Here is a 25,796-nt window from a genome sequence, read left to right on the forward strand (position 1 = left end):
CGATGCGCTAAAATGCGAAGGCCTGTTGGGCGGGTGGCGGCGGGCCGAGGCTGACGCCCTCCAATTCCAGCAGCTTCTCCTTGGTCGAGGAGCCGCCCGGCGCGGAGAATCCGCCGATCTTGCCGCCGGCGGCATGGATCCTATGGCAGGGCACGATGAGCGGCACGGGATTGCGGCCGAGCGCCTCGCCGGTTTCGCGTGCCTTGCCGGGATGACCGGCGGCATCCGCCAGGCCGCCATAGGTGGTGGTCTCGCCGAAACCGAGGTTGCGCGCGGCCTTATAGATGGCACGGCGGAACAGGTCGATGCCGTCGAGGTCGACAACGACGGAGGTGAAGTCGACTGGCTCCCCCTCTGCATAGCGCTTGATCAGCTCTATCGCCGTCGCAACTTGCGGCGGCGGCTCACCCCGACCGACGCCAAGGCGGGACGCGAAGCGGCTCTCCATGCGGGTCTGGTCACGCTCGGGAAGAGCGACGCGGCAGATGCCATGATCGCTCCAGGCGACGCCGATCAAGCCGATCGTGGTATCGGCGATCGTGTAGGCGATAGGAGTTGTCATCAGGTTTCGGTCCATTGGATTTCTGCATGATATCCGGTCTGCCACATAGGTACAGATCGGGAACGGGCAAACCCACCCGATTCCTGACAATTCCTGCATGATCTACTCGAGGTTGCCGCGAGGCTTCGGCTCATGTAAGGCTGGAGCCGAGAGGGAAATCCCGCCGGAAACGTGCATTGCATTCGAGACCGATACATCTCGTGACGGGTATGCTGGCTGTTGCCATGCTTTCCGGCTGCATGGCGACCGATCCCTCGATTGCGCCGACTGTTTCGCTTTCCACCGATCTCTCAGGCTCCGCGTCCGATCTCTCGAGCTCCGGCGAGCTCGCCATAGTCTTGCCCGACGCGGTTACAGTGGTGCCTGAGCCGTCCGGCCGCACGGAGACCGAAGTCGCCTATGCCATGCCGGTCGATCTCGCGACCGCTTCTTTCGCGGGTTCCGAGCCGAGCGCCCCCGGCGCAGGGCTGTTTCCGCCCGCGCCGCAGGCGTTCGCTGCCGTGCAGCCGCCAGCCGCGCCGAACGAGAATGTCTTGCTCGAGCCGCAGCCGGCCGCGCTTCAGCCGGCGACCCGGCCTTTGCAGCCGGTCGCGGGCGGCGGTGAGGCGCTGAACGGGCTCATCGAGAAATATGCCCAGCTCTATGAGGTGCCGGTCGAGTTCGTGCGCCGCGTCGTCAAGCGCGAGAGCAATTTCAATCCCAGTGCTTACAGCCGCGGCCATTGGGGCCTGATGCAGATCAAGCATGCGACCGCGCGCGCCATGGGCTATGACGGGCCGGCACAGGGGCTGCTCGATGCCGAGACCAACCTGAAATATGCGGTGAGATATCTCGCCGGGGCGTGGATGGTGGCTTCGGGCAATCCCGATCTCGCCGACCGCCTGTACCAGCGCGGCTACTACTATGACGCCAAGCGCATGGGATTGCTCGAAGAGACCGGCCTCGGGCGGGACCGCGTGCGCCGTCGCGGCGCTGTCTGACCGGATGGGAAGACTTACGCCTGCCTTGCTGAGTCTTTTCGTGTTCGCCGGCACGGCCTTTTCGGCTGACGGCTGGGCGCGCTACCTCAACCCGCGTTACGGCTACGGCGTCGACATCCCGCCGGGCTTCTCGCCGGTCAGCGAGTCCGACAACAGCGACGGCGGCACGAGCCGATCAGCCGACGGGCAGGCGGAACTCGCCGTCTGGGGCGCGAACCTGCTCAACGACACGTTGCCTTCCGACGTCGAGAGCCGCATCCACAGCAGCGAGGACGGCGGGTGGAAGATCACCTACAGCAAGCTCACGGGCAAATGGGCGAGCTGGTCCGGCGAGCGGGACGGGCGCATCTTCTATGCCCGGGCGATCCAGCTCTGTCAGGACGACCAGGCCGGTTATTTCCAGCTGGAATATCCTGCTTCTCAGCGCCAGGCGTTCGACCCGCTGGTCGACCGGTTGGTGAAAGGCTTCAAGCATACGATCTGCGAATAGCTGCTCAGTGCGGCCCGAACAGCGCGCGGCGGCGCTCCAGGCTTTCCGGCGGCCATTCTTTCTTCGGATCGTAATAGGCCTCGAAGGCCTTGGCGCCTTCGGGGAGCCGCACCCAAGGCAGCTTTGAGCGCGTGTAGATGTGGACGTCGGGCGTAAAGGCCGTCGGGTCGTCCAGCGTGCCGACGCGCACGAAACGCACCATGTCGCGGCCGCCATAGGTGCTCCAGAGCGCGACGCGGCAGTGCGGGCAGCGGTGGATGACGTGCGGCAGGCCGGAATCGGTCGGAACCGGCACCGCGTCGGCCTCGCCCTCGAGGAGCTCGACGCGGTCCGCCTCGATCAGCGCGTTGATGACGAAGGCGCTGCCGGTCTGCCGCTGACAGTCGCGGCAATGGCAGCAATGCACATACATCGGCCGGCTCGTCATGCGGTATCGGACTGCTCCGCAGGCGCAGCCGCCCTCGAAGGTTTCGGCCATGACGCGTTCCTCCCGCTGAAATCGTCAGGCAATGCCGTGAGAAACGCAATATTGCCGACAACGCTCCTGACAAACCGCAGAGCAGCAGAAGGATCGATCAGGCGAGCACTTCGACAGTAAATCCGCCGGGCGCCTTCACGTAGAACGTCCAGCCATGCAGCTGCCGCGGCTCGGCGACATCGAAGCCTTCGTCTTTCAGTCGCCGGTTCACTTCGTTCACTTTCTCTTCGCTGTCCTGGATGTGGAAGGTGGCGGGGTAGCTCACCTCCTTGGCCTTGAAGAGCGAGAGCACAAGCCCGTGGTCGTCCTTCATGAAGGCGCGGTTCTGGTTGCCGCCGCCGAGCTCCTTCAGGCCAAAATAGGTTTCGAGGAAGGACTTGGCGGCCTGGACGTCGGTGACGGAGCGATTGACGTGATTGAGGATCATGGGCGGCCTCCGGGGTGCGGCCTTGGAACTATGTGCCGGTGGGGGAGCGGCAAGGGTGGGTTGCTGTCGAGGCATTGACATCTTCGCGCTAACCTTCGTGCGAGCTTGGGGCTGTCATTCGTCAGGAAGCGCGACGCTGGCGACCCCCTCCCCCTTGTGGGGAGGGATATTGGGTGGGGGTGCCTCGACGTTTCCCGCCCGATTTGCGCTGTGAGGGGGGGCTACTCGGACGCGAGTGCGCTCGTCTCACCCCACCCTCAATCCTCCTCACAAGGGGGAGGGGGACATCAGCGCCGCGTACTGAACTGGCGCTTCCGACCCAGACGACTAAGCTGCGTCAATAAACCCAGGGGAGAGATCGCCATGAAGAAGGAAATCATCGAGGTGCCGGTGCTGTCGGCCATGATGCGGGAGATCGGCGTGCCGTGCTCGTCGGTTACGAGAGCGAACGGCTTCGTATTCGTGTCGGGCACGCCGCCGATCGACATGCAGACGGGGAAAATCGTGCGCGGCGATATCGAGACACAGACCGAAGCCGCGCTGAACACGGTGCGCCACTGCCTCGCCGCCGCTGGATGCACCTTCGACGACGTGGTGATGGTGCGCGTCTATGCCTCGAATGCCGGCTTCTACAACGCGATCAACCGCGTCTATGCGAAGCACTTCCCCGACAACCCGCCGTCAAGGACCTTCGTGCCGGTGGCTGGCTGGCCGATGGAGTTCGACATTGAGATCGAGGTGACGGCGGTGGGGTGAGGGGGGCCCGAAGGGCCGTTGCCACCCATTGCGAACCGCTCCTGCTTCGATACAAACGCAGTATTCAACGGAGAAGACGATGAGCGACTGGAAATTGCCATGGGAAGGCGGGTGCCGCTGCGGCCAGGTGCGGCTCAGGATCAGCAAGCCGCCGCTGGTCACGATGGCCTGCCATTGCACGGGCTGCCAGCGCATGACGGCGAGTGCCTTTTCGTTGAGCGTGGCGATCCCGAGCGACGGTTTCGAGATCACGCAAGGCGAGCCGGTGATCGGCGGGTTGCATGGTGCGTCGCGCCACTATTTCTGCCCGCATTGCATGAGCTGGATGTTCACGAGGCCGGAAGGCATGGATTGGTTCGTCAACGTCCGTGCGACGATGCTCGACGATCCGAGCTGGTACACGCCGTTCATCGAGACATGGACGAGCGAGAAGCTGCCATGGGCGACCACGCCGGCGGTGCATAGCTATGAGGCGCTGCCGCCGATCGAAGCGTATGAAGGGCTGCTCAAGGAGTTTGCGGAGCGGGCGGGGTAGGGGGCCGTCGGCGGTCCCTTAGTTCAAGCTTGCCCCCGGGCTCAGAGAGCGCGCGCCATGACGATTGCTGCTGCGTTGTTGCCGACGGCCGCGCTCTTCAGGTCCTGGATCATGCTGCCGGCAGCATCCGGCATCAGGCGTCGGTAAGTGCTCTCCAGTACGCGTCGCGGGTTTTCGCACGAGGACTCGGCTTCGACCGCAAGCAGGACTGGATCGCCGTCCAGGGTGGCCAGCCGCTTCGAGGCGGCAGTGTTGCAGTCGAGATAGGCTTGCAGCTGTTGGCCGCTGTTTACTGCCGCAAGGCCGGCGCAGCCGGCGAGGCTGGAGATGGATGTGCAGATCAGGATCAGACTGATGCGGCGCATGGCAAGGCCGTAGGGGCCAAGCGTGTCGGATATACGGCGGTTACGCGATTGGGGCTGCCGCCAGTGATTACGCGCGACCTGGATGCAGGCCGATCTCCCCCCTTGAGGGGGAGATGTCCGGCAGGACAGAGGGGGGTACTGTCCCGCCGACATCGCCGCTCCGAATGCGGAGACGCCGCGTACCTCTTTCGCTGGCGCCACTGCGGCGATGACAGGGGCAACCGAAAGCGCCGGAATCTTCGGACCGCGACGGAGATCGTCCAAGTATAGTGGGGAACTTGGCTTGTCCTGCCAGTCCTCTGCGGCTGATCGTCGGATAGGTCGGCGGGACAGTACCCCCCTCTGTCCTGCCGGACATCTCCCCCTCAAGGGGGAGATCGGCCGGCATCGAGGCCTCGCAAGAATATTCTGGCAGTAGTCCCGATCGCGAGCGCTCGGCCTTCCCCCTCTCCGTCGCGCTTCGCGCGACACCTCTCCCCCACTTTGTGGGGGCGAGGAAGTGCGGTGGCCTGGATTAGAAATACGCCTGCAGCGGAGTGACCTCGAGCGAGCCTGCCTTCAGGGCGGCGATGGCTTCCGCGACGGCGGCCATGCCGGAGAGGGTGGTGTAGTAGGGCACCTTCTGCATCAAAGTAGCGCGGCGCAGCGATTTGGAGTCGGAGACCGCCTTCTGACTGTCGGTCGTGTTGAAGACGATCTGGACCTGGCGGTTGCGGATTGCGTCCTCGATATGCGGGTGGCCTTCGAGCACCTTATTGATGTTCTGGGTTTCGACGCCGTTCTCCCTGAGGAAGCGCGCCGTGCCGCTCGTGGCGAGCACCTTGAAGCCGAGGCCGGCGAGCTTCTTTACCGAAGGCAGCACACCCTGCTTGTCGTCGTCGCGCACCGAGACGAACAGCGCGCCCGAGCGCGGCAGGTCGACGCCGGCACCGAGCTGGCTCTTGGCGAAGGCGAGTGCGAAGTCGCGGTCGAGGCCCATCACCTCGCCCGTCGATTTCATCTCGGGGCCGAGCAGGATGTCGACGCCCGGGAAGCGGGCGAAGGGGAACACGGCTTCCTTCACCGCGATGTGGCCCGGCGCGCGCGGGTCGGGCATCGCGCCGTAATGGGCAAAAGCATCCTCGAGGCTCTCGCCGGCCATGATGCGCGCCGCGATCTTGGCGATCGGCTTGCCAATGGTCTTGGCCACGAAAGGCACGGTGCGGCTGGCGCGCGGGTTCACCTCCAGCACATAGATCGTGCCGTCCTTGATCGCGTACTGCACGTTCATCAGCCCGCCCACCTTGAGAGCCCGGGCCAGCGCGGTGGTCTGGCGCTCGAGCTCGTCGACCGTCTCCTTGGGCAGCGAGTGGACCGGCAGCGAGCAGGCGCTGTCGCCCGAATGGATGCCGGCTTCCTCGATATGCTCCATGATGCCGGAGACCCAGACCGAGCGGCCGTCCGAGAGACAGTCGACGTCGACCTCGATCGCGCCTTCGAGATAGGTGTCGAAGAGCAGCGGGTTCTTGCCGAGCAGCGTGTTGATCTGGCCAGTCTTGTCGTTCGGGTATTTCTGCTTGATGTCCTCCGGCACGAGGCCGGGCACGGTGTCGAGCAGATAGGACTGCAGCATGCCCTCGTCGTGAATGATCTGCATGGCACGGCCGCCGAGCACGTAGGAGGGGCGCACCACCAGAGGGAAGCCGAGCTCTCCCGCCACCAGCCGGGCCTGCTCGACGGAATAGGCGATGCCGTTCTTGGGCTGCGCGAGGTCGAGCTTCTGCAGGAGTTTCTGGAAGCGGTCGCGGTCCTCGGCGAGGTCGATCGCGTCGGGCGAGGTGCCGAGGATCGGGATGCCCGCCTTCTCCAGCGCGTTCGCGAGCTTCAGCGGGGTCTGGCCACCGAACTGGACGATGACGCCGAGGAGCTCGCCCTTGGCCTGCTCGGCACGCAGGATCTCCAGAACGTCCTCGGCCGTCAACGGCTCGAAATAGAGGCGGTCGGAAGTGTCGTAGTCGGTCGATACCGTCTCCGGGTTGCAGTTGACCATGATCGACTCGTAGCCGGCCTCGGCGAGCGCGAAGCAGGCATGGCAGCAGCAATAGTCGAACTCGATGCCCTGGCCGATGCGATTCGGGCCGCCGCCGAGGATGACGACCTTCTTGCGGGCCGACACCTGAGCCTCGTCGGCAAGCTCACCGGCGAAGGGCACCTCATAGGTCGAGTACATATAAGCGGTGGGCGACGCGAACTCGGCGGCGCAGGTGTCGATGCGTTTATAAACAGGATGAACGCCGAGCTTTTCGCGAATCTTTTGAACGGCTTCGGCGTCCCTGTTCGTCAAGGACGCGAGGCGGGCATCTGAAAAGCCCATGGCCTTCAGCATGCGCAGGTTCTTCGGGTCCTCCGGCAGGCCATGCGCGCGGATGCGTGCCTCCATCTTGAGGATGCCGTCGATCTGCTCGAGGAACCACGGGTCGATCTTGCAGATGGCGTGCACGTCTTCGATCGACGTACCCGTGCGAAGCGCCTGCGCGACCATGCGCAGCCGGTCAGGCGTCGGCACGCCAAGCGCGGCGCGAATGGCGTTGCGGTTGTCGACCTCATCCTGCCCGTAGCCAGGAATGTCGATCTCGTCCAAACCGGTGAGGCCGGTCTCCAGCCCGCGCAAAGCCTTCTGCAGAGATTCCTGAAAAGTCCGGCCGATCGCCATGACTTCGCCGACCGATTTCATCGCCGTGGTGAGCACCGGCTCGGCGCCGGGGAATTTCTCGAAGGCGAAGCGCGGGATCTTGGTCACCACATAGTCGATCGACGGTTCGAAGGAGGCGGGTGTGGCGCCGCCGGTGATGTCGTTCTCGAGCTCGTCCAGCGTGTAGCCAACGGCGAGCTTGGCCGCGACCTTGGCGATCGGGAAGCCGGTTGCCTTTGAGGCGAGCGCGGAGGAGCGCGACACGCGCGGGTTCATCTCGATCACGACCATGCGGCCATTGTCGGGATTGATGGCGAACTGCACATTGGAGCCGCCCGTCTCGACGCCGATCTCGCGCAGCACCGCGATCGAGGCGTTGCGCATCCTTTGGTATTCCTTGTCGGTGAGCGTGAGGGCTGGCGCGACGGTGATGCTATCGCCCGTATGCACGCCCATCGGGTCGATGTTCTCGATCGAGCAGATGATGATGCAGTTGTCCGCCCTGTCGCGGATCACCTCCATCTCGAATTCCTTCCAGCCGAGCACGCTCTCCTCGATCAGCACCTCGGTGGTCGGCGAGGCATCGAGGCCGGCCTGTACGATCTCGAAGAATTCCGAGCGGTTGAAGGCGATGCCGCCGCCGGTGCCGCCGAGCGTGAAGGATGGGCGGATGATCGCCGGCAGGCCGACATGGTCCAGCGCCTGGGCGGCGACCCCCATCGCGTGGCTCATGTAGCGCTGCTTGCGGTCGCCCTCGCCGAGGTTCCACTGGTTCTCGAGCTCGTCGAGCGCCTGGTCGAGCGCCTCGCCGGAGAGCTGGCTCTTCAGCATCACGCGTTCGGCCTCGTGGGTGCGGCGGTCGGCCTCCTTCACGGCGGTGGCGTTGGCGAGCATGGAGCGCGGCGTTTCCAGGCCGATGCGGTGCATGGCTTCGCGGAAGAGCGCGCGGTCCTCGGCCTTGTCGATCGCATGTGCATCGGCGCCGATCATCTCGACATTATAGCGGTCGAGCACGCCCATGCGGCGCAGCGATAGCGCCGTGTTCAGCGCCGTCTGGCCGCCCATGGTCGGCAGCAGCGCGTCGGGCCGCTCCTTGGCGATGATCTTGGCCACCACCTCCGGCGTGATCGGCTCGATATAGGTGGCGTCGGCAAGCTCCGGGTCGGTCATGATGGTTGCCGGGTTGGAGTTGACCAGGATGACGCGGTAGCCCTCCTCCTTCAGCGCCTTCACGGCCTGGGTGCCGGAATAATCGAACTCGCAGGCCTGCCCGATGACGATGGGTCCGGCTCCGATGATCAGGATCGACTTGATGTCGGTGCGTTTAGGCATGCGGTCCGTCCAGGTGTTGCTCACGCGAAAAGCCGGTACGGGAGGCCCGGCCGGCTCGCGAAGGGAAAGATTCTTTCGTCAGGCTAGGCGGGCCTTATAGGGGAAGGTGGGGAGCGGGGGAACCCCCCGAATCTTGGCGGTGGACGAAAGCGTGAGAGTAGTGGACGGCTGACCTTCGTCACGATTTGGCTGTTGGCGCATGCTAGCGGGACGTGCAAGCTGCAGCTGAAGAGGTGCGCCCATGACTTTCGAAGAAATCATCCATAGTTTTGCAACCTCCGATACCGTTCCCGTCGAAGCGATCCGGGCGGCATTGGAGGCACGCACAGCCTTTGTCGAGAAGGCTGTTCTCCTGCTGGACAGGGTAGCGCTGTCCGAATCCAGTGAGGAGGAGGATGAATCCGTGGCCATTCTCGTGCATGTCTTGGGCGAGATCGGGGACGAGCGCGCGTTTCTGCCTCTCATGCGCGTGCTGGCGCTGCCGACTGACCATGTCGAAATGCTGCTTGGCGCTGATACCATCACGGAAACCTTAGGCAACGTGCTCATCTCCACAATGGGGGATCACGTTTCAGTTCTCGAGGAAGCGCTGGCCAACACTGAGATCGACGACTTTGTGCGGAATGCCATCTTCGAGGCGTGGACCTGGCTGGCTCTGACCGGAAAAATGTCGAATGACAGGGCAAAGGCGTTCCTCTCCGACTATCCGGTCCGCGTCGGCCTCAACGTCGACGATTTCGGCTGGGCATCCTGGGTGGATTCCGTCACGGTGCTCGGCTTCGCGGAAATGACAGACTTCGCCCGGGAGCACCTCTGGAGCGAAGGATCGGAGAGATCCATGTTCGATTTTCCGGATATCAGCTTCGAGGGTTTCGAGCATCAGCTTGCGCAAGCGTTGGCCGACCCAGACGGCTGGAAAACGGAGGCGAAGTACCAGCCGTTCACAGACACCATCGGGGACTTGTCCGGCTGGTACTGCTTTTCCGAAAAATATCGCAACGAGCGTGCCGGGATCGACGAGCGCGCTGAGCTCGGTAGCTTCCTGTACGGGGACGATTCAAGCGAGGAAGAAGACCCGATCTTCAATACACCCTACATTGCTTCGAATCCGTACAGGGACGTCGGGCGCAACGATCCCTGTCCGTGCGGCAGTGGCAAGAAGTTCAAGAAGTGCTGCTTGTCGGAGGTGCAGTGACGAGGGAGGCGCTCGACTGAGCGTGAGCGCGTGCTGCTACTCGTTTGGCGCAGGCGCTGCCCCCCTCGGCGCTCGGCGTCATCCTCATCTCGCATAACGTCCATCACGCCTACCTCGTCGGCGACCGCTTCACGATCCTCGAGCGAGGAGCAATGCCGGCGCCTACTTGAAGAATGAGATCAACCGCGACCAGCTTCTGAACCTCATGGCCGGAGGGAAAGAACTGGTCGATCTCAAGGCGGAACTAGCCAAGGTGAAGGTTGCGGCGTCGGGAATGCGGTCCGGTGGCGACGATGGTGGCCGATGAGGTGTCGCCGCCTGCCTGATCGGTTCGCCGCGGCGGCATGGCGTAGCGCCAGTTGAACTGACGGCGCTTTGACGTGATCTTGTTCAAGATGAGGGGCTGAGGGCGGCCATGATTTGGGTGAGGTTCCACGGAATAGAAGCGCAACTCATCCGTTGATCAAGCCAGGGGCCCCGCCAAGTCAAGTGATGAGGAGATTATGCGCTTACTTCGCAAGCAAATCGGCATGCAGCTTATCGGATCCCTTTTTGCTCTATCCGTGACGGCAACGCCTTTGACGCTGTTTGGCAGTGGCGTGTGGGTTGTTCCTGCATTCGCAAAGGATGGCTCTAGCGGTCATGGTTCCGGTTCCGGTGGCGGCGGCCATTCGGGAAGTGATCATTCCGGCAAAGGCGGAGACGACGATGGTGGCGGCGGAGGTGGTTCCGGCCCGGGTCGGGGAGACGATGGTGCAAATCACGACCGCGGCGATGATCGCGGCGTCGACGCAGGTCGCGGTGACGAGCACATCAATCCAGCCAACGGGGCAAAGGTCGAAATTGCAGGAAGCAATATCGAGGTCGTTCATGCAAACGGCTTCAAGGAAGAGCTCGAGAACGGCCGCTACGAGAAGAAGGATGCTGCCGGAAAGACGATAGTGGAGCGAGCTGCAACAGCCGCTGATATAAAGAGGCTGACCGCGATGGCGAATTGATAGTCGATCACCTCAGCGAACTTTGTTCGTGAGAACTCCACACGGGCCGCAACCCAGTGTATATGTTGGTGCAAATCCGGCGGGAAGAAGTGACCGGAAATGAAAGCGGCTCTGTTCACCATGGCCATCATGGCCATCGCGCTTGTCGCCAGCAAGGCGATGGCCAACGATGCACTAACCAGGGACGAGATCGAAAAGCTGCCGTTCATGGCAGCCTTGGCCTATGCCGAAGCCATCGACGCCTACTGTCTCCCGGAATGGCACTATGCCAGCACCGCCCTGGCCGCAGCAGCGACCGCGCAAGCTGCTCTCCAGAACAAGCCCTATATCGGCGCCGAGCAGACGCTTGAGGCCACTCTTATCAAGGGCGACAAGTCGGCCTGCGAGCCCGCCAAGGCGTTCGTCGACAAGGTCACCGCCACTATCCCGGAAATCCAGCCAAGGATGGACGCCACGCTCGCAGCGCTCAAGAAAGAGGAGGCCGAGCGTGATGCGGTCCAGGCACGGGCGAAGCGGATCTCCGAATGCGGTCATGTCGTCGCTACGGTGAAGGTGTTCCTGGCCGCGGGCTGGTCGCTGGCAAACGGCCGCTACGAGGAAGAATTGCCCGGCTGCATTGCCGAACTTGCCACAATGCCCGAGGCGGAGGACCTGCTGGCCGAAGCGAAGACCGTGCTTCCGCAGATGACTGAGCGCCTCAAGGTGCAGTCCGCAAGCGCTCGCAATACGCCGGAGCAGGGTCAATCCGATCCGCAGAAGATCATCTCCGACTGGTGTGCCAAACAGACCCAGAAGACGGCGATGTGCGATGAGACTGCGAAGTGAAGCCGACTTCCTCGCAGGGACGCACATGGCTTCAGTCTTGGTGTGACGACAGAGAAGCCAAGGCGGGCAGAGGCCCAGGTCTTTGGGATATGCAACCGACTTAATAGTGGCGCCGGCCTTTATCGCGCCGCCGACCTAGCGGCCCCTCGAAACCTGTGGTGCGACAGTCGTAGGGCTTTCGTCCGCCTATTCGGGTAGCGCCGCCTTGGCGTAGCCCTGCCGGATGCGTTCGGCGTCGGCCGGATTGCTGAAGGGCAGGCGCCCCACGTGCTCTGAAAAGCGATAGGTCGGGTTTATCTCTTTTAGCTCGGCGCTCACGCGCCGTGCTTCATCGACTTCGCCGAGGTGGCCAAGCGCGGCAATCAGGAGCCCTCGCGACAGGTCGGTCTTGGGCGACAGTCGGATACGCTCTCGAAATGCCTCGACCGCTTTCTCGTACTGCCCGGCCAGGAGGTAAGCCGAGCCGATGAAGTGCCAGAACAAATGCCCCTGTAGCGGATCGAGACGCAGCGCGTGCTCCAGATCCGGAATCGCCTCCAGCGGCGCGTCGTTGTAGATGTTGCCCGCTCCGCGCATGCCGTAGGCCAGTGCGAAGTTTGGGTTGAGAGCAAGCGCCTTCTCCACCTCTTCGCGATGTCCGGCCGGATCCTTCTCCCAAAACTTCACCAGCGCGGCCAAGTAGTGCGCATAGGGCAGGTTGGGGTCCTTTTCGAGCGCCAGCCGACTGTAATGGGCGGAGAGTTCCTTGCTGTCAGTGCGCCCGCTCCAGTGGTTCTGGAAGTCGTGGTTGTAAGCGTGAGCCAGGCCGGCATACGGTTCGGCATAGTCGGGGTCGAGCTCAATTGCCTGGGTGAACAGGGCGACCGCGCGCTCGAATGTCTCCTTTGTCTTTTCAGGACCGAGCAAGACCTCGCGCCCGCGCAGGAAAAGATCATGCGCCTGGATGCTTCTCGTTGGTGTATGGGCGATGCGCGCCGACTCGGCCGGGGTCAGCGCAACCCTCAGGGCTTCGACGATACGGTGCGTCACCTCATCCTGCAGCGCAAAGATATCGGTCATGTCGCGGTCGTAGCGGTCCGCCCAGGCATGAGTCCCGGTCCGTGCATCGATCAGCTGGGCATTGATCCTGACGCGATTGCCGGCGCGGCGGATCGAGCCCTCGAGAACCGCAGTCACGCCGAGCTCGCGCCCGACCGTCCGGACATCGATGTTCTTGCCTTTGTAGGTGAAGCTGGAGTTGCGGGCGATGACCGAGAGGCCGGCGACCTTCGACAGGTCGGTTATGATGTCTTCGCTGATGCCGTCGGCGAAATAGTCCTGCTCGGTGTCGCCGCTCATATTGGCGAACGGCAGGACGGCGATCGACTGCTTTGCCGGCGTTGAGCCTGCCGGCCGCGTCGTCGAGGGTTCCGACGTCGCGATCGCCTTCGCGCCGGCGGCACCGACCGCCAGCGAGTAAACTCGGATCGGCTCGGCTATGTTCTTGAGCTGCGTGCTGCCGAGATCGGCGACCGAGAGGTCGAGCCTCGCTTTGACCTGGCGATAGGCATCTTCGGACAGGCAGATGGCCCCGGGCGCCGCAACGCCCTCTAGACGCGAAGCGATGTTGACACCATCGCCCATCAGGTCGCCGTCGCTTTCCTCGACAACGTCTCCCAGATGAACGCCGATCCGGAACTCGATGCGACGGTCCTGCGGTACACCGGCATTGCGCTCCACCATTCCGTTCTGCACCTCGATAGCGCAGCGCACGGCATCCACCACACTGCGGAACTCGACCAGCGCCCCGTCCCCCGTGCGCTTGATCACGCGCCCGTTGTGCACGGCCACGGTCGGATCGATCAGGTCGCTGCGCAGTGCCCGCAATCTCGCCAAGGTGCGATCTTCGTCTTCGCTGGCGAGCCGACTATATCCGACCACGTCTGCGGCTAGGATTGCGGCCAGCTTGCGGTTCTCGCTCATAGCGCCTCCGCGGCTATCGAGATTAGCACAACGAGCCGTTCAGTGCCTCCCCATTCGACGGGTACGATCCAGGCGAGGAGAGTAACTTGCAATCGCCGGCCGAAGCGGATTGGCGGGAGCCAAATGTGGCGCTCGACCTGTGCCTGTGTCAATGCCCGAACGGCCGAGCGCCCCCGACAGCGCGTGAGTTCGCCTCAGCTTGCGGCTCTATTCGGCCGAAAAGGTGACGCTCACGCCCCGCTGCCGAAAATAGGCCTGCATCAGCTTGCGGCCCGAGCGGTTGTTCTGGGCCAACCTGGCCGGATCGAACACCGCCTCTTTGAGCCCCTCTCGAGCAAGCGCTGCCTTGAGCCTCGCGATATGTGCGTCAAGGTCGGAGTTGTTCGCCTTGAGCGATGCATAGATGTTGTCGGTCGCCTCGGCCACGGTCGGCTCGCTCACTTGTATGCTCCTTTGGCTGTTTTGGCGGACGGGTTAGCACAGAATAGCGGCTTCACAATACCGTCGAGGCGGCCAGCGACCGGCCCGCCGGGTTGGTGCCCTGATGGGCAGCAACACTGTCGCTTCGGACTTGCTCCTCAGGTTTGTAGATGCCGCACCGGCTACAGACAAACGGTACGTGCTTCGGGTACTATTCTACAGGGCGCGACGATCGTCGAAGGAGACCACTGAGGTGAACGAAGATGCCACCAGTCCAAGGCCGGTCGCGGAGATTGCGAGCTATCATGCCCATATCTACTATGATGGGCGAACCGAGCGGGAACATGCCGAATGGCTGCGTCTTCGCATCGGAGAACGTTTCCGTGTACGCCTGGGGAATTGGCACGACCAGAAGGTCGGCCCGCATGACAACGCAATGTACCAGGTCTCATTTGCAAACGATATTTTTGCCTCGCTGGTTCCGTGGCTGATGCTGAACCATGGGGGGCTGAGCATACTCATCCACCCGAATACGACTAACCCTCGGCGCGACCATCTGGTCGATCCCATCTGGATAGGCCGGCCTCTGGCGGTGCATGGCGAGCTCCTTCCGGACAATCATGAGGCGGAAGAGGCGCTGCCGCCCAACACCAACCCGTCCCTGCCGGCATAGCCGTTCTGCCGGAAATGCCTGCTTTCGGGCAAGCGGAACATTGAATTCCGCAACTGTGATGCGGCGCAAACCCCTCAGTTACGCGGCAACCGGCCTACATCGTCTTCGACAGTGGACCGCGCCCTCAGCAAGACTCGATACTTGCCAGATGGATGGGCGCTGCGCCTACTGGCTGACCACCACCTGGGTTACCTCGTACAGGTTGGGATCGATCTCGTCCGTGACCTGATCGAAGTGACTCCACTCCTTGCGGAATTCGGGCGACTGATGAGCCTGTCGCAGGAGCTCGCGATTCTGCCACTGGACGTAGTTGACGATGCGCCGTCCGTCGAGACTGCGATGCAGGGCAATTGAGATGAACCCAGGCTGACCTGCCATGAAGCGCGCTCGCTCGGTCATGACGGACAAGGCTTCGGCCTGCTGGCCCGGTTCAGAATCGACAATGGTGATTTGGGTTACGAGCTGACTGTCGGCTTGGATCTGAGTCATGGAGACCTCGCTGGATTGATGGCGAAATTGCACGCAGCAACTTCGGCCTTATCGATCACAGCGGTCCAACGCTGCCTGTTTTTACTTGTTCCGGGACGGAGCCAGTTCCTGTGCGATGTGGCTGCGTATCAGTGCGGCATGAAGCCGGTGCTGAGTGCATACGCCCATTCCGGCCGGCCGGACTCGCCGGCGCGACGGGCAGCCGCCTGATGGTCATAGCTTACGGCGATCGCCTCGAACCGATCCGCGGAGGCGCCGGAGCCGACCTCGATCATGCCGTAGCGGGCGTGCGGTGAGCCCTGTTCTGATACATGCGCCGGCTCATCCGGATCATGATAGGCGGGGCATCCGACGCTGCCGGGATTGAAGATGACGCGGCCGTCCGGCAGGCGCAGGAGCTCGACACGGTGGCTGTGCCCGCAGAGCAGAATGCTGTGTGCGGGATCGAGTTCTCCAAGCCGTTTTACGATCGTGGCAAGCGGCGCACGCGCAAGCCGGCCCTCGGTGATCACCTCGGTCAGATAACGCTCGTCATGGTCGGGGCGGGCATGAAAGGCGAGAATGCCCGGTGCCGGCTTCGCCTGGACGGGAATGGAGGCCAGCCATTCGCGCTGGCTTGGCTCCAGCCGGTCGTGAGCAAATCTGTCCGAAGGCGCCATTTCCTCGAGAGGATCAAAGGCAACGCGGCGGTCATGATTGCCGCGCACTGTCGGCCAGTCCAGCGCCTGGAGCCTTTCCATTGTCTCGCGCGGCCACAGCGGGCCGGAGACGCAGTCGCCGAGATTGACCACAAGATCCGCACCGCCGCGCCGGACCAGGTCGTCGAGCACGGCGTCAAGCGCGAGAATGTTGCCGTGGATGTCGGCGAGGACAGCAATGCGCGGCATTCGAGGCTCCGTTCAGAAGAAGTGCTATCTACCGTTCGCCGATCTTGACCAGCATCTTGCCGATATTCTCGCCGGAGAACAGGCCGAGGAACGCCTTCGGCGCGTTTTCGAGGCCCTCGACGACCGTGTCGCGCGTTTTGATCTGGCCTTGCGCGATCCAGCCGCTCATCTCGCGAATGAAGTTCGGCCGGAGGTCGGCGTGATCGAGGATGATGAAGCCCTGCATGGTAAGCCTTTTTCCGATGAACATCGCGAGATTGCGCGGGCCCGGAGACGGAGTCTCGTCATTGTACCGCGCGATCATCCCGCAGATGATCAGCCGGGCGTAGAGCCTGGTTGCATCGATGGCGGCTTCGAGATGGCTGCCGCCGACATTGTCGAAATAGACGTCGATACCTTCAGGAGCGGCCGAAGCGAGCGCCTCGGTCAAATTGCCAGCGGTCTTGTAATTGATGACGGCATCGGCGCCGAGATCCTCCTTGACCCACCGCGCCTTTTCCTCCGAGCCGACCGAGCCGATGACGCGGGCGCCCTTGAGCTTGGCGATCTGGACGGCCATCGAGCCGACGGCACCGGCTGCGGCCGAAACGAATACCGTCTCGCCTTTCCGGAGCTTGGCGAAATGAAGGAGCCCGGCATGGGCCGTCTCTCCGGGCACGCCCAGCGCGCCGAGCCAGGCTTCGAGCGGGATGGAAGACGGCTCGATCCCTCGGGCAGTTTTGGCATCGATCACCGCGTAATCGCGCCAGCCCGCGAAATGGGTGACCACATCGCCGGGCTTGAACCTTGCATCGCGTGACTGCTCGACGACGCCGACGGCTGCTCCTTCGAGCGGCTGCCCAAGCTGAAATGGGGCGATGTAACTTGGGCGGTCGGTCATGCGGCCGCGCATGTAGGGGTCGACGGACATCCAGAGCGTCCTGACCAGCAGCTGGCCGTCGGCCGGATCGGCGAGGCGGCGCTCGACGAATTCGAAATTTTCCGGACCGGGCATGCCGGAAGGACGGCTTTTCAGGTGGATTTCGTGCGCTGTAACGGGCATGAAGAAGCTCCTATATGAGCACTTACGGCAAGTAACCTACCATAAGTAAGTTACTGATGGTAATATGCTCCACGAGAGAGTGGCGTCAAGCGACAGGTAGGTGACGCCACGGAATATTGAATGAGCGGATCGGTCATTAAAAAACTGCCCAAGGCCGCGCGGCGCGAGCAGCTGTTGGAAACCGCGCAGGCGATCATGAGCGAGGAAGGCACGGATGCGCTGACGCTAGGTTACGTCGCCGAGCGCGCCGGGGTGAGCAAGCCGATCGCCTATGAGCATTTCGGCACGCGTGCCGGCCTCCTGATCGCGCTCTGCAGCGACTATGATCAGCGGCAGATGCAGGCGCAGCGCAAGGCCATCGAGGCCGGCGGCGAGACGCTGCAAGACGTCGCTGCGATCTTCGCGTCGTCCTATGTGAGCTGCGTTCTCGACATGGGTCCCGCAATGGGCGCCGCCTTCGCGGCGCTCTCCGCGACGGAGGAGACGGCCGATTTCCGGCAGTCGCTCAGACGCGGCTATGTCGTCCGGTACCGCGAAGGGTTCGGCCGCGTGGTGAAGCTGCCCAGGAATGACGAGGCGATCTTCCTCGGCTTCCTCGGCGCGGCGGAGGCGCTGGCGCAGGACGCAGCGGCCCGCCGCATCTCGCGCGAGGAGGCGGTGGACGCGCTGTCGCGCATCTTCAGGGCGACGCTGGAGCGCTATCCCTCAAGAGGAAAGGCATCTTGATCGCACTGGCGATGACGGAATCGAGCAGCCCCGGGAATCGGGCGTCGAGGTCGGTCCGGCGCAGCGAGATGAAGCGGCTGGTGCCGCGCGTCTCGGCGCTGGTGATGCCAGCCTCCCTGAGCTTGGCCAGGTGATAGCTGAGGTTCGTCTTCGAGCCGAAGTCGAGAAACTGGCTGCAGTTCAGAGGCACGCCTTCATTGCGGGCGATGTAGCCGACGATCGCCAGGCGCGTGGGATCGCCGAGCGCGGTGAGCACGGTCGCGAGATCGATCTGATCGGCTGCGGGTTGAGGAAGCAACATCGCGCAAAACTAACCGAAACGAACCGAGTTGCAATGCGCGGAGGCTATTCTAGCCCCATATTGCCGGGCTGGAACGGCCTGTCTCTTTTGGTCGGTCATTTCTTTCATGAAACCCGCATTCGCTTTCTTTCCAGGTCATGTCCCATCTCCTGACAAGAGGTTGACAGGAGACCAGGTACATAGTGGTCGCATCATATTGACAGATGAGCCCGCTTGTCCAATTGTTCAATAACTTTTGAATAAAGGATTTGCCATGGACGGACGACTTATCTGGCTCGCGACCGGGGCCTTCTCGACGAGCATGGTGGCCTTCGTGTTCGCCGGGCTTCTGCCGCTGATTTCCGTTTCGGCCAAGGTTTCCATTTCGGAGGCCGGCCACCTGGTGACCGCCTATTCGCTTGCCTATGCGATCGGCACACCGATCCTCGCCACACTCACCGGTGCCGCCGACCGCAAGCGCGTCATTGCCGGGGCGCTCCTGCTCTTCCTGATCGGCAACGCGACGGCGGCGGCAAGCAATTCCTTTGTCATGCTCACGGCCGCGCAGATCATAATGGGTGCTGCAGCAGGCCTTTATGCGTCGACCGCGCAGGCGACGGCCGTCATGCTTGCCGGGGTCGAGCATCGCGCCAAGGCGGTGGCGACCGTGGTCGGTGGCACGACGATCGCGGTGGCGCTCGGCGCGCCGCTCGGCTCCCTGATCGGCAACATAGCCGGCTGGCGTGCGAGCTTCCTGTTCGTTGGCCTCGTGGCACTGCTCTGTGCCGGCGCGCTGTCGCTGCGCTTGCCCCGCGGCCTGCCCGGCGTGAAGCTGACGCTTGCAGAGCGCGTGCTGACGATCGCCAAGCCGGGCGTCCTGCCGGCGCTGATTGTCACCTACCTCTATCTCACCGGCGCTTTCGTCGTGATCTGCTACATGGCACCGCTGGCGACGGACGGTGCCGGCATGCCGGTCACGATGGTGCCGGCGATGATGCTCGCCTTCGGCATCGGGGCGGTGGTCGGCAACTATCTCAGCGGCCGGCTCTCCGATCGGCTGGGCGCCACCCGCGTCGTGGTGTTCTCGCTCACTGCGGCATCGACGATCTGCATCATTGTTTCGCTGATCCTGAAGCTGCTGCCGTCGACGATTGCCGGGCCTCTGCTGATCGCCGTCATGGTGCCGTGGGGCATTGTCGGCTGGACCTTTCCGCCGGCGCAGGCAAGCCGCCTGGTCGCGCTGGCGCCCGAGCTCACCAACCTGACGCTGCCGCTCAACATGTCTGCCATGTATTTCGGTATTGCTTCGGGGAGCTTTCTCGGCGGACAGGTGCTGAAACATGCACCGGCTTCCGAACTCGGCATGGTCGCCGCGGTCTTCCCGCTGATCGCGCTTGTTGCGCTCTACGCCCATGCGCGGCTGCGCAAACCTGCCCTCGCTGCGGGCGAGTAAGGCTGGACCGCAGCACCTTTCCACGATCGGCGGCCTCCCTTTCCGGGGCCGCCGCATCTTATGGGTTGGAATTCTTGGTAAAGCGACCTTGAGCGTCGATCCCCCATCGGCGCGCAGGAATCCGCAGGCGGAGGATCGTGCGGCACTCGTACGTCTATTCGCGCGGCACGCCGCAGGTGAGGGACGCGCTGGAAACGATGCGCCTTGCGCGTGGTCTCACGCAGGCCGAATTCGAAGCCGCGCCCTTCTGCTACACGGCGATCAACACCAATTCGCCGCGCCAGCTCGACGTGCCAGGGCATCATCGATTTCGCGCACGCCGGCCAAGTCTCGGTTATCACCCCGTTCACGCTTTCGGGCGCGATGGCGCCGGTGACGATCGCCGGGGCGCTGGCGCTGCAGCATGCGGAAGCGCTGGCCGGCATCGTGCTTGCGCAGCTCGCGCGGCCGGGCGCGCCGGTGGTCTACGGCTCGTTCACCTCGAACGTGGACATGAAGTCAGGCGCGCCGGCCTTCGGCACGCCGGAATTCGTCAAGGGCGCCTTCGGCGCAGGCCAGCTCGCTCGTCATATCGGGCTGCCATGGCGCGGCTCGGCAGCAACCGCTTCCAACATGCCGGACGGGCAGTCAGTCTACGAGTTCCTGTTCTCGGCCTGGGATCGATCCCGGGCGGCGTCAACATGATGCTCCACGCCGCCGGCTGGCTCGAGGGCGGGCTCACCGCCTCGCTGGAGAAGTTCATCCTCGACATCGAGATGCTGCAGAATTTCGCCGAGATCTTCCAGCCTCTCGATGCGAGTGACGCCGAAATCGGCTTCGACGCGCTGACCGAGGTCGATCCCGGTGGTCACTTCTTTGCGGCGCAGCACACGATGTCGCGATACCAGAACGCCTTCTACTCACCGCTCGTCTCCGACTGGCGCAACTACGGCCAGTGGAGCGAAAGCGGCGCGAGGGGCGCGGTCCAGCGTGCCAACACGATCTGGAAGGAGCGGCTTGCCCGCTTCAAGCCACCGCCCCTCGAGGAAAGCCGGCGCGAGGCGCTTGCCGACTTCGTTGCGCGGCGGACAAGCGAAGGTGGGGCGTTCGGAATCGTGAGATTTGCCCTGCTGTGCACGCGCTCTGCCGCACACCAGCGGGTCCGACGCCCCTCGGCAAGCTCGCCCCTCGGCAAGCTCGCCCCTCGGCACGCTTGGGGTCGGCCGCCTTCCTCAACAAGGAGTGGGGGCGAGCGTTCGAACCGGCCGAGCGCGGAAGGTCATGCGCGCTGGATTGTGCTCAATGTTGCTAGGGAGCCGCTCGGCCGAGTAGCCAGCGGCGCGGAGCTTCTCGATGAAGGCAGCCTCGGTATATTGGGAGAGACCGAGCTGCTTGCGCAGCGCGCCGTAGCCCGAGGTCGCGCTGTGCGCAAGGCCGAGTAACGCTGCAAAGAGGAAGCCGTGCCTGGCAGCATAGCGGAGCAGCGCCCCAACGTCGCTCAGCGCGCCGACGGTCGGCGGGATGACATCGGCGACGACGAGTACGCCACGAGGCGAAAGCAGGCGGCGCCATAGGACCAGAAGCCGGTCCAGCTCTCCGGACGTCAGATACTGTACCAGCGAGTTGGCGACGATGAGATCGAAGTCAGCGTCCGGCAGCTTTGCCACCTCTTCCGGCGATAGCACTTCGATGCGCGGCTCGCCTGCGAAGCGGGTGGAGAGCGCTTCCCGGACCGTGGGCGCGGAATCGCTCAGGACAAACCGTGCGGCCTTCCGGGCAACGCGGTCTGCATGGATTGCCTCGCCGCAGCCGTAGTCAAGGACGCGCGCGGCCGGGCAGCGGACCATCGCCGCGATCTGGTCGGCAACGTCGCCGTAATGCACGTCCTTGTGACGCGCGTTGACGTAGATCGAATGGTCCGAATCCCAGAATGAGCGCCAGTCGTCGAGCCTACCCATCACGTCTCCAACGCCTTCGAGCAGATGAATGGGACGGAGCCATTCATCCTGCCCTAACTCTTTGTTTTGTCGCATAGCCACATCAGAAATGTCTTTAACTTGTTGCTACACCGAGCGTCGGTTCGTGAGCATGCCCCAGGGCGCAAGAGTCGGGCCAATACCAAAGGCATGTGGGTAGGCGTCATCGCGCGCGCCAGTCAGGAGGTGCTGTGCCACCACCTTGTTTGCACGAGTCACGAACAATGTGGCGTGGTCCGACTTGACAAACGCGCCGAGCCCGCCACCTGCCCATCCAACCGAAAAACCTTCGACAGTGACGGCTGCTTGCAGTAGTTTTCGGCAGGTTGGCCGCCCGGCCGCGGGATGTGGCGGCAAGGCATAACAAGAGGTTCCGTCATGCTTTGGAAAGGCCGCCGGCAAAGCGACAATATCGAAGACGTGCGCGACCAGAGCGGCGGCGGGTTTCCAGGCGGCTTTGGCCGCAACAGCGGCGGACCGGTTCGAATCCCGATCGGCAGCGGGTCCCGCGGGGGCCTCAGCATCGGCACCATCATCATCCTGATCGTTCTCTATTTCGGCGCGAAAGCTCTGTTCGGCGTCGATCTGCTGCAAATACTCTCCGGCGAGGGGCCCGGCAGCCAGCCCGGCTATGGCAACTCGGTGAGCAATTCGGCGAATGACGACGAGATGAAGCAGTTCGTGGCCACGGTGCTCGCCGAAACCGAAGACACCTGGAGCGGCATTTTCCAGTCGATGGGCAAGACCTACGAAAAGCCGAAGCTGGTGCTCTTCGGCGGCAGCTGGAACTCGGCTTGCGGCTCCGCGTCTGCGGCTTCGGGTCCGTTCTATTGCCCAAACGACCGCAAGGTCTATCTGGACATGGCCTTCTTCCAGCAGCTTTCGAAACAGTTCGGTGCGTCCGGCGAATTCGCGGATGCCTATGTGATTGCCCATGAGGTGGGACATCACGTTCAAAACCTCACTGGCATCCTGCCGAAATTCAATCAGATGCGGCAGCATATGAGCGAGGCACAGGCCAACCAGATGTCGGTCCGTGTCGAGCTGCAGGCCGACTGCCTGGCCGGCATCTGGGGGCACTACACCGAGCAGAAAGGCCTTCTCGAGAAGGGCGATCTGGAAGATGCGCTGAATGCCGCCCAGCAGATCGGCGACGACACGCTGCAGAAGCGGGCGCAGGGCTATGTCGTTCCGGAGAGCTTCAACCACGGCACCTCGAAGCAGCGGGTGACCTGGTTCAAGCGCGGCTTCGACAGCGGCAAACTTGCCGACTGCGACACGTTCAACAATCCGGTGTGATGCCGCGTTAGCGGTCGTTCAATCTGCGAGAAAAACGGCGGGCGATTCCGACGAGGATTCGCGACCCATGGTGGCGGCGGGGTGCCTGTCGGCAGCAACGCTCGATTAAGCTTATGAAAAAAAACCGAATGTCTCCCGCTGAAGGGGACATTTTGCGCAGAAGTAATTCAAGCTTTTGAAAGGTAACTGCGTCTAAGCCGCCGAAATGAATTTTGTTCAAAATGCAAGATTACCGTCCAGGCAAAAGCTCTTGATCTTGTTCGGTACCAGGCTGGAGGGCTTAGCGCCAACCGAACAGGAGGGCGAAAATCCCGCCGCGGTATGCATCGCACCTGACAAAACTTCATGACGGGCGTGATGGACAGCGGTCGCACTTCTCCGCCGAACCGACGCGGCCCAACCGCACCCGGCTCATCGCATCTGATTGGCGCATCAATTCCGAGCTTCCGCGCTCGATAGTGCAGGATATCTAGGCCTTGCTGGACCTTACCCGCAAACAAATGCTGAAGCGCAGGAAGCTTGTCGACACTGGCGGGGCACGGACTTGTCGCAAGCCGGAGCCCCAGACTGATGGCTTCAAGCCGGGCAACGAATACGTGGATGCGATCGCATGAACGAACCCGAATTCGTGTGGGCCAGCCATGGTTTGCTGGCCTCGCGACGGCGCGAATTCCTGTCTGCGCCGATTCACGCGCTGACGATGGTCGAGACTATGGAGCTCGCCGATGAGGCGATGCGGCTGAAACGGCCGCTGCATCATGTCGTCGTCAATGTCGCCAAGATCGTCAACATGCGCAAGAACAACGAACTCTATGAAGATGTGGCGACGGCCGACGTGGTCAACGTCGACGGCAAAGGTGTGCTTTGGGGGGCGCGCCTTTGCGGCGTCGCCGTGCCGGAGCGCGTCAGCGGCGTCGATATCATGTTCAATCTGTTCAGCTTGTGCGAGGAGCGTGGCTACAAGCCATTCCTGCTCGGTGCTGAACAAGATGTCCTTGAAGGCGTCATTGACCGGCTTGGCAGGGATCATCCCAAGCTTGTCGTCGCCGGGGCACGAAACGGCTATTTCAAGGCAGAAGAAGAAGCGGCAATTGTGGCGCAGATCAACGCTTCGGAGGCGGACTGCCTCCTGGTCGCAATGCCCACACCGCGCAAGGAGCGTTTCACAAAACACTACCGCGCCGAATTACGTCCAAGCTTCGTGATGGGAGTGGGCGGTAGCTTCGACGTCTATAGCGGCAAGGTTGCGCGGGCGCCCAAGTTTATCCAGGCGATCGGGATGGAATGGCTGTTTCGAGTTGCACAGGAACCAAAACGTTTGTGGCGCCGGTATTACGAAACCAACGCAGCCTATGCCCTGCTGCTGTCGCGCGAGTTGTGGGACCTGCGGCGCCGGCGTCGCGGCATAGCCCCGTAGGCCGGCGCGAGCCGGCCTGGCTCGACGGAACTGTCGAGGATGATCGCAGCTATGGCTGGTCCGGGTTTCTTGCGGCTCCAATAGTGCGACACTACGATCTGGCATAGCGGCGCAACGCAGTGGCGAGAAACTGTCGCACCGCGTCGGGATGGAATAGCCAGGTCATCAGCAGGAACATCGCAGCGCCGGCGGCGCCGCCGGCGATCAGAGGGATCAGGACCGGCACGTCGCGAAGCAGAAAAGCGGTCACGCCCGCAGCCGCGCCCGTGGCGAACGAGGCGACCAGCGAAACGGCGATATCGCGCCATAGAACGGGAATCGGCGTCAACCTCTCGCTGATGACGGCGCAAGCCGCGAGCGCAGTTATCGAACCGCCCGCCAGCGCGAGCGCTGCGCCGAGTTCCGCCATTGGCGGGATCATCAACAGTGACAGCGTGATCGTCGCAATCGATCCCAGCAGGTCAGCGATGATCAGCAGCCACGGTCGCTTGTGCGCATGGATGACGGCGCCATAGACAAAGCTGGTCAGATTCGAGCACAGAACGCTGAACGCGATGACGGAAAAGAGCAGGCCGACGCGCCCGTGATAGCTTTCCGGCAGCAGGAACTCGGTGATCGGTCCGTTCAGAGCGACCAGCATTGCCGCGATCGGAAGGCAGAACCGCATCATCAATGCCATCATCTGCGCCAGCAATTCGGCCGACGCTGCAGGTCCCCGCTCGTCGAAACGGCTCATCACCTCCGGGAAGGCGCCTACATTGATCGCATTGCCGACCATATCGATCGGCTGGCGGGCCAGCACATACGCGGCCGCGAAAATGGCGACGGCACCCGCATCATGAAAGGCGTTGAGAAACAGGCGCTCTGCGTTGCTCAGGCCAAATCCTACCAGCGCCATGACGACGAGCGGTATGCCAAGCACGAAGAGTTCGTGGGCCGTGAACCGTGACGGGCCGGCGACGACGCCACGCGATGCCACGGCCAAGGCAGCGAGGCCGGCGACCAGCATACCCGCGCTCGAACCCAGCGACACCACCAGAAAGGAATCCGGGAACACCAGGATAGCGCCAATCGGCAAAACCAGTTGCAGCAGTGCACGCAGGCATTCGAGCAACGAATAGGCGGAATGGCACTGCTGCATCTGAAGCACGGTCAACGCAAAGCGCGCGATGGAGCCGACGACCAGATAGACGCAAACCGCGGTGGCGAATTCCTGCCAACGCACCGGAACGACGATAACCGAGGCCGCCGCCGCAATCGCCAAGGCCAGCACCGTGCTGCCAAGCAAAACCTTCGCGGCCAATAACAGGCTGCCGCGACTGACGTCCCCTTTGCCGCCAAGCCTGAGCAGGGCGATCCGCAGCCAGTTGGTGACGGCAATATCGGTCATTTCGCCGACCGTCACCACCAGCGTAAGCAGGCCGTACTCCTCCTGATTGATCAGGCGAGTGACGACCACGAGCAAGAGCAGCGCGGAAACCCGCGTCAACAGGATGGCCGGGCCGTAAATGAGTGTGGCGCGGAGGAGCAAAGGATGATGGTCCCTGAAAATGGAAGGCCGGTGGCGCTAAGATCTGCG

25 protein-coding genes and 2 pseudogenes are annotated in these 25,796 nt (G+C 63.0%); 14 read left to right on the forward strand and 13 right to left on the reverse strand.

All coding sequences use genetic code 11. From position 1 onward, the window contains the following. Nucleotides 1-7 precede the first annotated feature (7 nt). A complete protein-coding gene (locus SAZ10_RS11545) occupies nt 8-562 on the reverse strand; it encodes a methylated-DNA--[protein]-cysteine S-methyltransferase (RefSeq protein WP_318609353.1) in 555 nt (184 codons plus the stop codon). 176 nt (nt 563-738) lie between these two features. On the opposite strand from SAZ10_RS11545, the gene SAZ10_RS11550 reads away from it, so the two are divergent. Both SAZ10_RS11550 and SAZ10_RS11555 read left to right on the forward strand, forming a co-directional pair. Next, a complete protein-coding gene (locus SAZ10_RS11550) occupies nt 739-1,542 on the forward strand; it encodes a lytic transglycosylase domain-containing protein (RefSeq protein ID WP_318609354.1) in 804 nt (267 codons plus the stop codon). A gap of 25 nt (nt 1,543-1,567) precedes the next feature. After that, entirely contained in the window at nt 1,568-2,032 is a 465-nt protein-coding gene (locus SAZ10_RS11555; protein WP_318609355.1) for a hypothetical protein, read from the forward strand. A 4-nt stretch (nt 2,033-2,036) separates the two neighbouring features. Here SAZ10_RS11555 and SAZ10_RS11560 read toward each other — a convergent pair whose 3' ends face one another. Both SAZ10_RS11560 and SAZ10_RS11565 read right to left on the reverse strand, forming a co-directional pair. Continuing rightward, on the reverse strand, nt 2,037-2,510 hold the full coding sequence (locus SAZ10_RS11560; protein WP_318609357.1) for a GFA family protein: 474 nt from the start codon (nt 2,508-2,510) through the stop codon (nt 2,037-2,039). A 97-nt stretch (nt 2,511-2,607) separates the two neighbouring features. After that, the gene (locus SAZ10_RS11565; RefSeq protein ID WP_318609358.1) at nt 2,608-2,937 is read right to left on the reverse strand and encodes a VOC family protein; all 330 of its coding nucleotides are present in this window, start codon (nt 2,935-2,937) and stop codon (nt 2,608-2,610) included. Nucleotides 2,938-3,300: 363 nt separating this feature from the next. On the opposite strand from SAZ10_RS11565, the gene SAZ10_RS11570 reads away from it, so the two are divergent. Beyond that, entirely contained in the window at nt 3,301-3,693 is a 393-nt protein-coding gene (locus SAZ10_RS11570; RefSeq protein WP_318609359.1) for a RidA family protein, read from the forward strand. 79 nt (nt 3,694-3,772) lie between these two features. Then, entirely contained in the window at nt 3,773-4,228 is a 456-nt protein-coding gene (locus SAZ10_RS11575) for a GFA family protein (RefSeq protein ID WP_318609360.1), read from the forward strand. Nucleotides 4,229-4,269: 41 nt separating this feature from the next. Here SAZ10_RS11575 and SAZ10_RS11580 read toward each other — a convergent pair whose 3' ends face one another. Continuing rightward, entirely contained in the window at nt 4,270-4,593 is a 324-nt protein-coding gene (locus SAZ10_RS11580) for a hypothetical protein (protein WP_318609361.1), read from the reverse strand. A gap of 514 nt (nt 4,594-5,107) precedes the next feature. Next, the gene (gene carB / locus SAZ10_RS11585; protein WP_318609362.1) at nt 5,108-8,596 is read right to left on the reverse strand and encodes a carbamoyl-phosphate synthase large subunit; all 3,489 of its coding nucleotides are present in this window, start codon (nt 8,594-8,596) and stop codon (nt 5,108-5,110) included. Between the two features lie 241 nt (nt 8,597-8,837). On the opposite strand from carB, the gene SAZ10_RS11590 reads away from it, so the two are divergent. From SAZ10_RS11590 to SAZ10_RS11605, 4 genes and pseudogenes are all read left to right on the forward strand, one after another. Then, on the forward strand, nt 8,838-9,791 hold the full coding sequence (locus SAZ10_RS11590; RefSeq protein WP_318609363.1) for a DUF1186 domain-containing protein: 954 nt from the start codon (nt 8,838-8,840) through the stop codon (nt 9,789-9,791). Between the two features lie 71 nt (nt 9,792-9,862). After that, nucleotides 9,863-10,098: pseudogene (locus SAZ10_RS11595) on the forward strand (hypothetical protein); the annotation flags it as partial. Nucleotides 10,099-10,321: 223 nt separating this feature from the next. Continuing rightward, the gene (locus SAZ10_RS11600) at nt 10,322-10,789 is read left to right on the forward strand and encodes a hypothetical protein (protein ID WP_318609364.1); all 468 of its coding nucleotides are present in this window, start codon (nt 10,322-10,324) and stop codon (nt 10,787-10,789) included. Nucleotides 10,790-10,888: 99 nt separating this feature from the next. Continuing rightward, nucleotides 10,889-11,614, forward strand: a complete 726-nt coding sequence (locus SAZ10_RS11605; RefSeq protein WP_318609365.1) for a hypothetical protein — start codon at nt 10,889-10,891, stop codon at nt 11,612-11,614. A 186-nt stretch (nt 11,615-11,800) separates the two neighbouring features. Here the strand turns inward: SAZ10_RS11605 and SAZ10_RS11610 are convergent, their stop codons facing one another. Both SAZ10_RS11610 and SAZ10_RS11615 read right to left on the reverse strand, forming a co-directional pair. Next, nucleotides 11,801-13,576 carry an adenylate/guanylate cyclase domain-containing protein gene (locus tag SAZ10_RS11610; protein ID WP_318609366.1) on the reverse strand — a complete coding sequence of 592 codons (1,776 nt, stop codon included), beginning with the start codon at nt 13,574-13,576 and terminating at the stop codon, nt 11,801-11,803. Nucleotides 13,577-13,783: 207 nt separating this feature from the next. Continuing rightward, a complete protein-coding gene (locus SAZ10_RS11615) occupies nt 13,784-14,017 on the reverse strand; it encodes a hypothetical protein (RefSeq protein ID WP_318609367.1) in 234 nt (77 codons plus the stop codon). 232 nt (nt 14,018-14,249) lie between these two features. Between SAZ10_RS11615 and SAZ10_RS11620 the strand changes: the two genes are divergently transcribed. Continuing rightward, the gene (locus tag SAZ10_RS11620) at nt 14,250-14,669 is read left to right on the forward strand and encodes a DOPA 4,5-dioxygenase family protein (RefSeq protein WP_318609368.1); all 420 of its coding nucleotides are present in this window, start codon (nt 14,250-14,252) and stop codon (nt 14,667-14,669) included. A 165-nt stretch (nt 14,670-14,834) separates the two neighbouring features. Here the strand turns inward: SAZ10_RS11620 and SAZ10_RS11625 are convergent, their stop codons facing one another. The 3 genes from SAZ10_RS11625 to SAZ10_RS11635 form a co-directional block, all read right to left on the reverse strand. Then, nucleotides 14,835-15,158 carry an antibiotic biosynthesis monooxygenase family protein gene (locus SAZ10_RS11625; RefSeq protein ID WP_318609369.1) on the reverse strand — a complete coding sequence of 108 codons (324 nt, stop codon included), beginning with the start codon at nt 15,156-15,158 and terminating at the stop codon, nt 14,835-14,837. A gap of 128 nt (nt 15,159-15,286) precedes the next feature. After that, on the reverse strand, nt 15,287-16,045 hold the full coding sequence (locus tag SAZ10_RS11630) for a metallophosphoesterase family protein (protein ID WP_318609370.1): 759 nt from the start codon (nt 16,043-16,045) through the stop codon (nt 15,287-15,289). Between the two features lie 28 nt (nt 16,046-16,073). Continuing rightward, nucleotides 16,074-17,087, reverse strand: coding sequence for an NADP-dependent oxidoreductase (locus tag SAZ10_RS11635; RefSeq protein ID WP_318609371.1), 1,014 nt, complete (start codon nt 17,085-17,087; stop codon nt 16,074-16,076). 120 nt (nt 17,088-17,207) lie between these two features. Here SAZ10_RS11635 and SAZ10_RS11640 point away from each other — a divergent pair, with 120 nt between their 5' ends. Further along, nucleotides 17,208-17,813, forward strand: coding sequence for a TetR/AcrR family transcriptional regulator (locus SAZ10_RS11640; RefSeq protein WP_318609372.1), 606 nt, complete (start codon nt 17,208-17,210; stop codon nt 17,811-17,813). On the opposite strand, the gene SAZ10_RS11645 is transcribed toward SAZ10_RS11640, so the two are convergent. Further along, complete coding sequence (locus SAZ10_RS11645; protein WP_318609373.1) at nt 17,767-18,114, reverse strand: helix-turn-helix transcriptional regulator; 348 nt, start codon at nt 18,112-18,114, stop codon at nt 17,767-17,769. The genes SAZ10_RS11640 and SAZ10_RS11645 overlap by 47 nt on opposite strands. A 253-nt stretch (nt 18,115-18,367) precedes the next feature. On the opposite strand from SAZ10_RS11645, the gene SAZ10_RS11650 reads away from it, so the two are divergent. Together SAZ10_RS11650 and SAZ10_RS33590 are read left to right on the forward strand one after the other, a co-directional pair. Next, nucleotides 18,368-19,546 (forward strand): MFS transporter, encoded by a 1,179-nt coding sequence (locus SAZ10_RS11650; protein ID WP_318609374.1) that lies wholly within the window; start codon nt 18,368-18,370, stop codon nt 19,544-19,546. A gap of 197 nt (nt 19,547-19,743) precedes the next feature. Then, a pseudogene (locus tag SAZ10_RS33590) lies at nt 19,744-20,568 on the forward strand (trimethylamine methyltransferase family protein); the annotation flags it as partial. 189 nt (nt 20,569-20,757) lie between these two features. Here SAZ10_RS33590 and SAZ10_RS11665 read toward each other — a convergent pair. Then, nucleotides 20,758-21,483 carry a class I SAM-dependent methyltransferase gene (locus tag SAZ10_RS11665; RefSeq protein ID WP_318609377.1) on the reverse strand — a complete coding sequence of 242 codons (726 nt, stop codon included), beginning with the start codon at nt 21,481-21,483 and terminating at the stop codon, nt 20,758-20,760. A gap of 396 nt (nt 21,484-21,879) precedes the next feature. Here SAZ10_RS11665 and SAZ10_RS11670 point away from each other — a divergent pair, with 396 nt between their 5' ends. Then, nucleotides 21,880-22,800 (forward strand): neutral zinc metallopeptidase, encoded by a 921-nt coding sequence (locus SAZ10_RS11670; protein WP_318609378.1) that lies wholly within the window; start codon nt 21,880-21,882, stop codon nt 22,798-22,800. Between the two features lie 610 nt (nt 22,801-23,410). Beyond that, nucleotides 23,411-24,217, forward strand: coding sequence for a WecB/TagA/CpsF family glycosyltransferase (locus SAZ10_RS11675; RefSeq protein WP_318609379.1), 807 nt, complete (start codon nt 23,411-23,413; stop codon nt 24,215-24,217). Nucleotides 24,218-24,308: 91 nt separating this feature from the next. Here SAZ10_RS11675 and SAZ10_RS11680 read toward each other — a convergent pair whose 3' ends face one another. Then, entirely contained in the window at nt 24,309-25,706 is a 1,398-nt protein-coding gene (locus tag SAZ10_RS11680) for a lipopolysaccharide biosynthesis protein (protein ID WP_318609380.1), read from the reverse strand. Nucleotides 25,707-25,796 lie beyond the last annotated feature (90 nt).

It is taken from the genome of Mesorhizobium sp. BAC0120 (assembly GCF_033542235.1).
In the GTDB taxonomy this organism is placed as follows: Bacteria; Pseudomonadota; Alphaproteobacteria; order Rhizobiales; family Rhizobiaceae; genus JAWRCU01.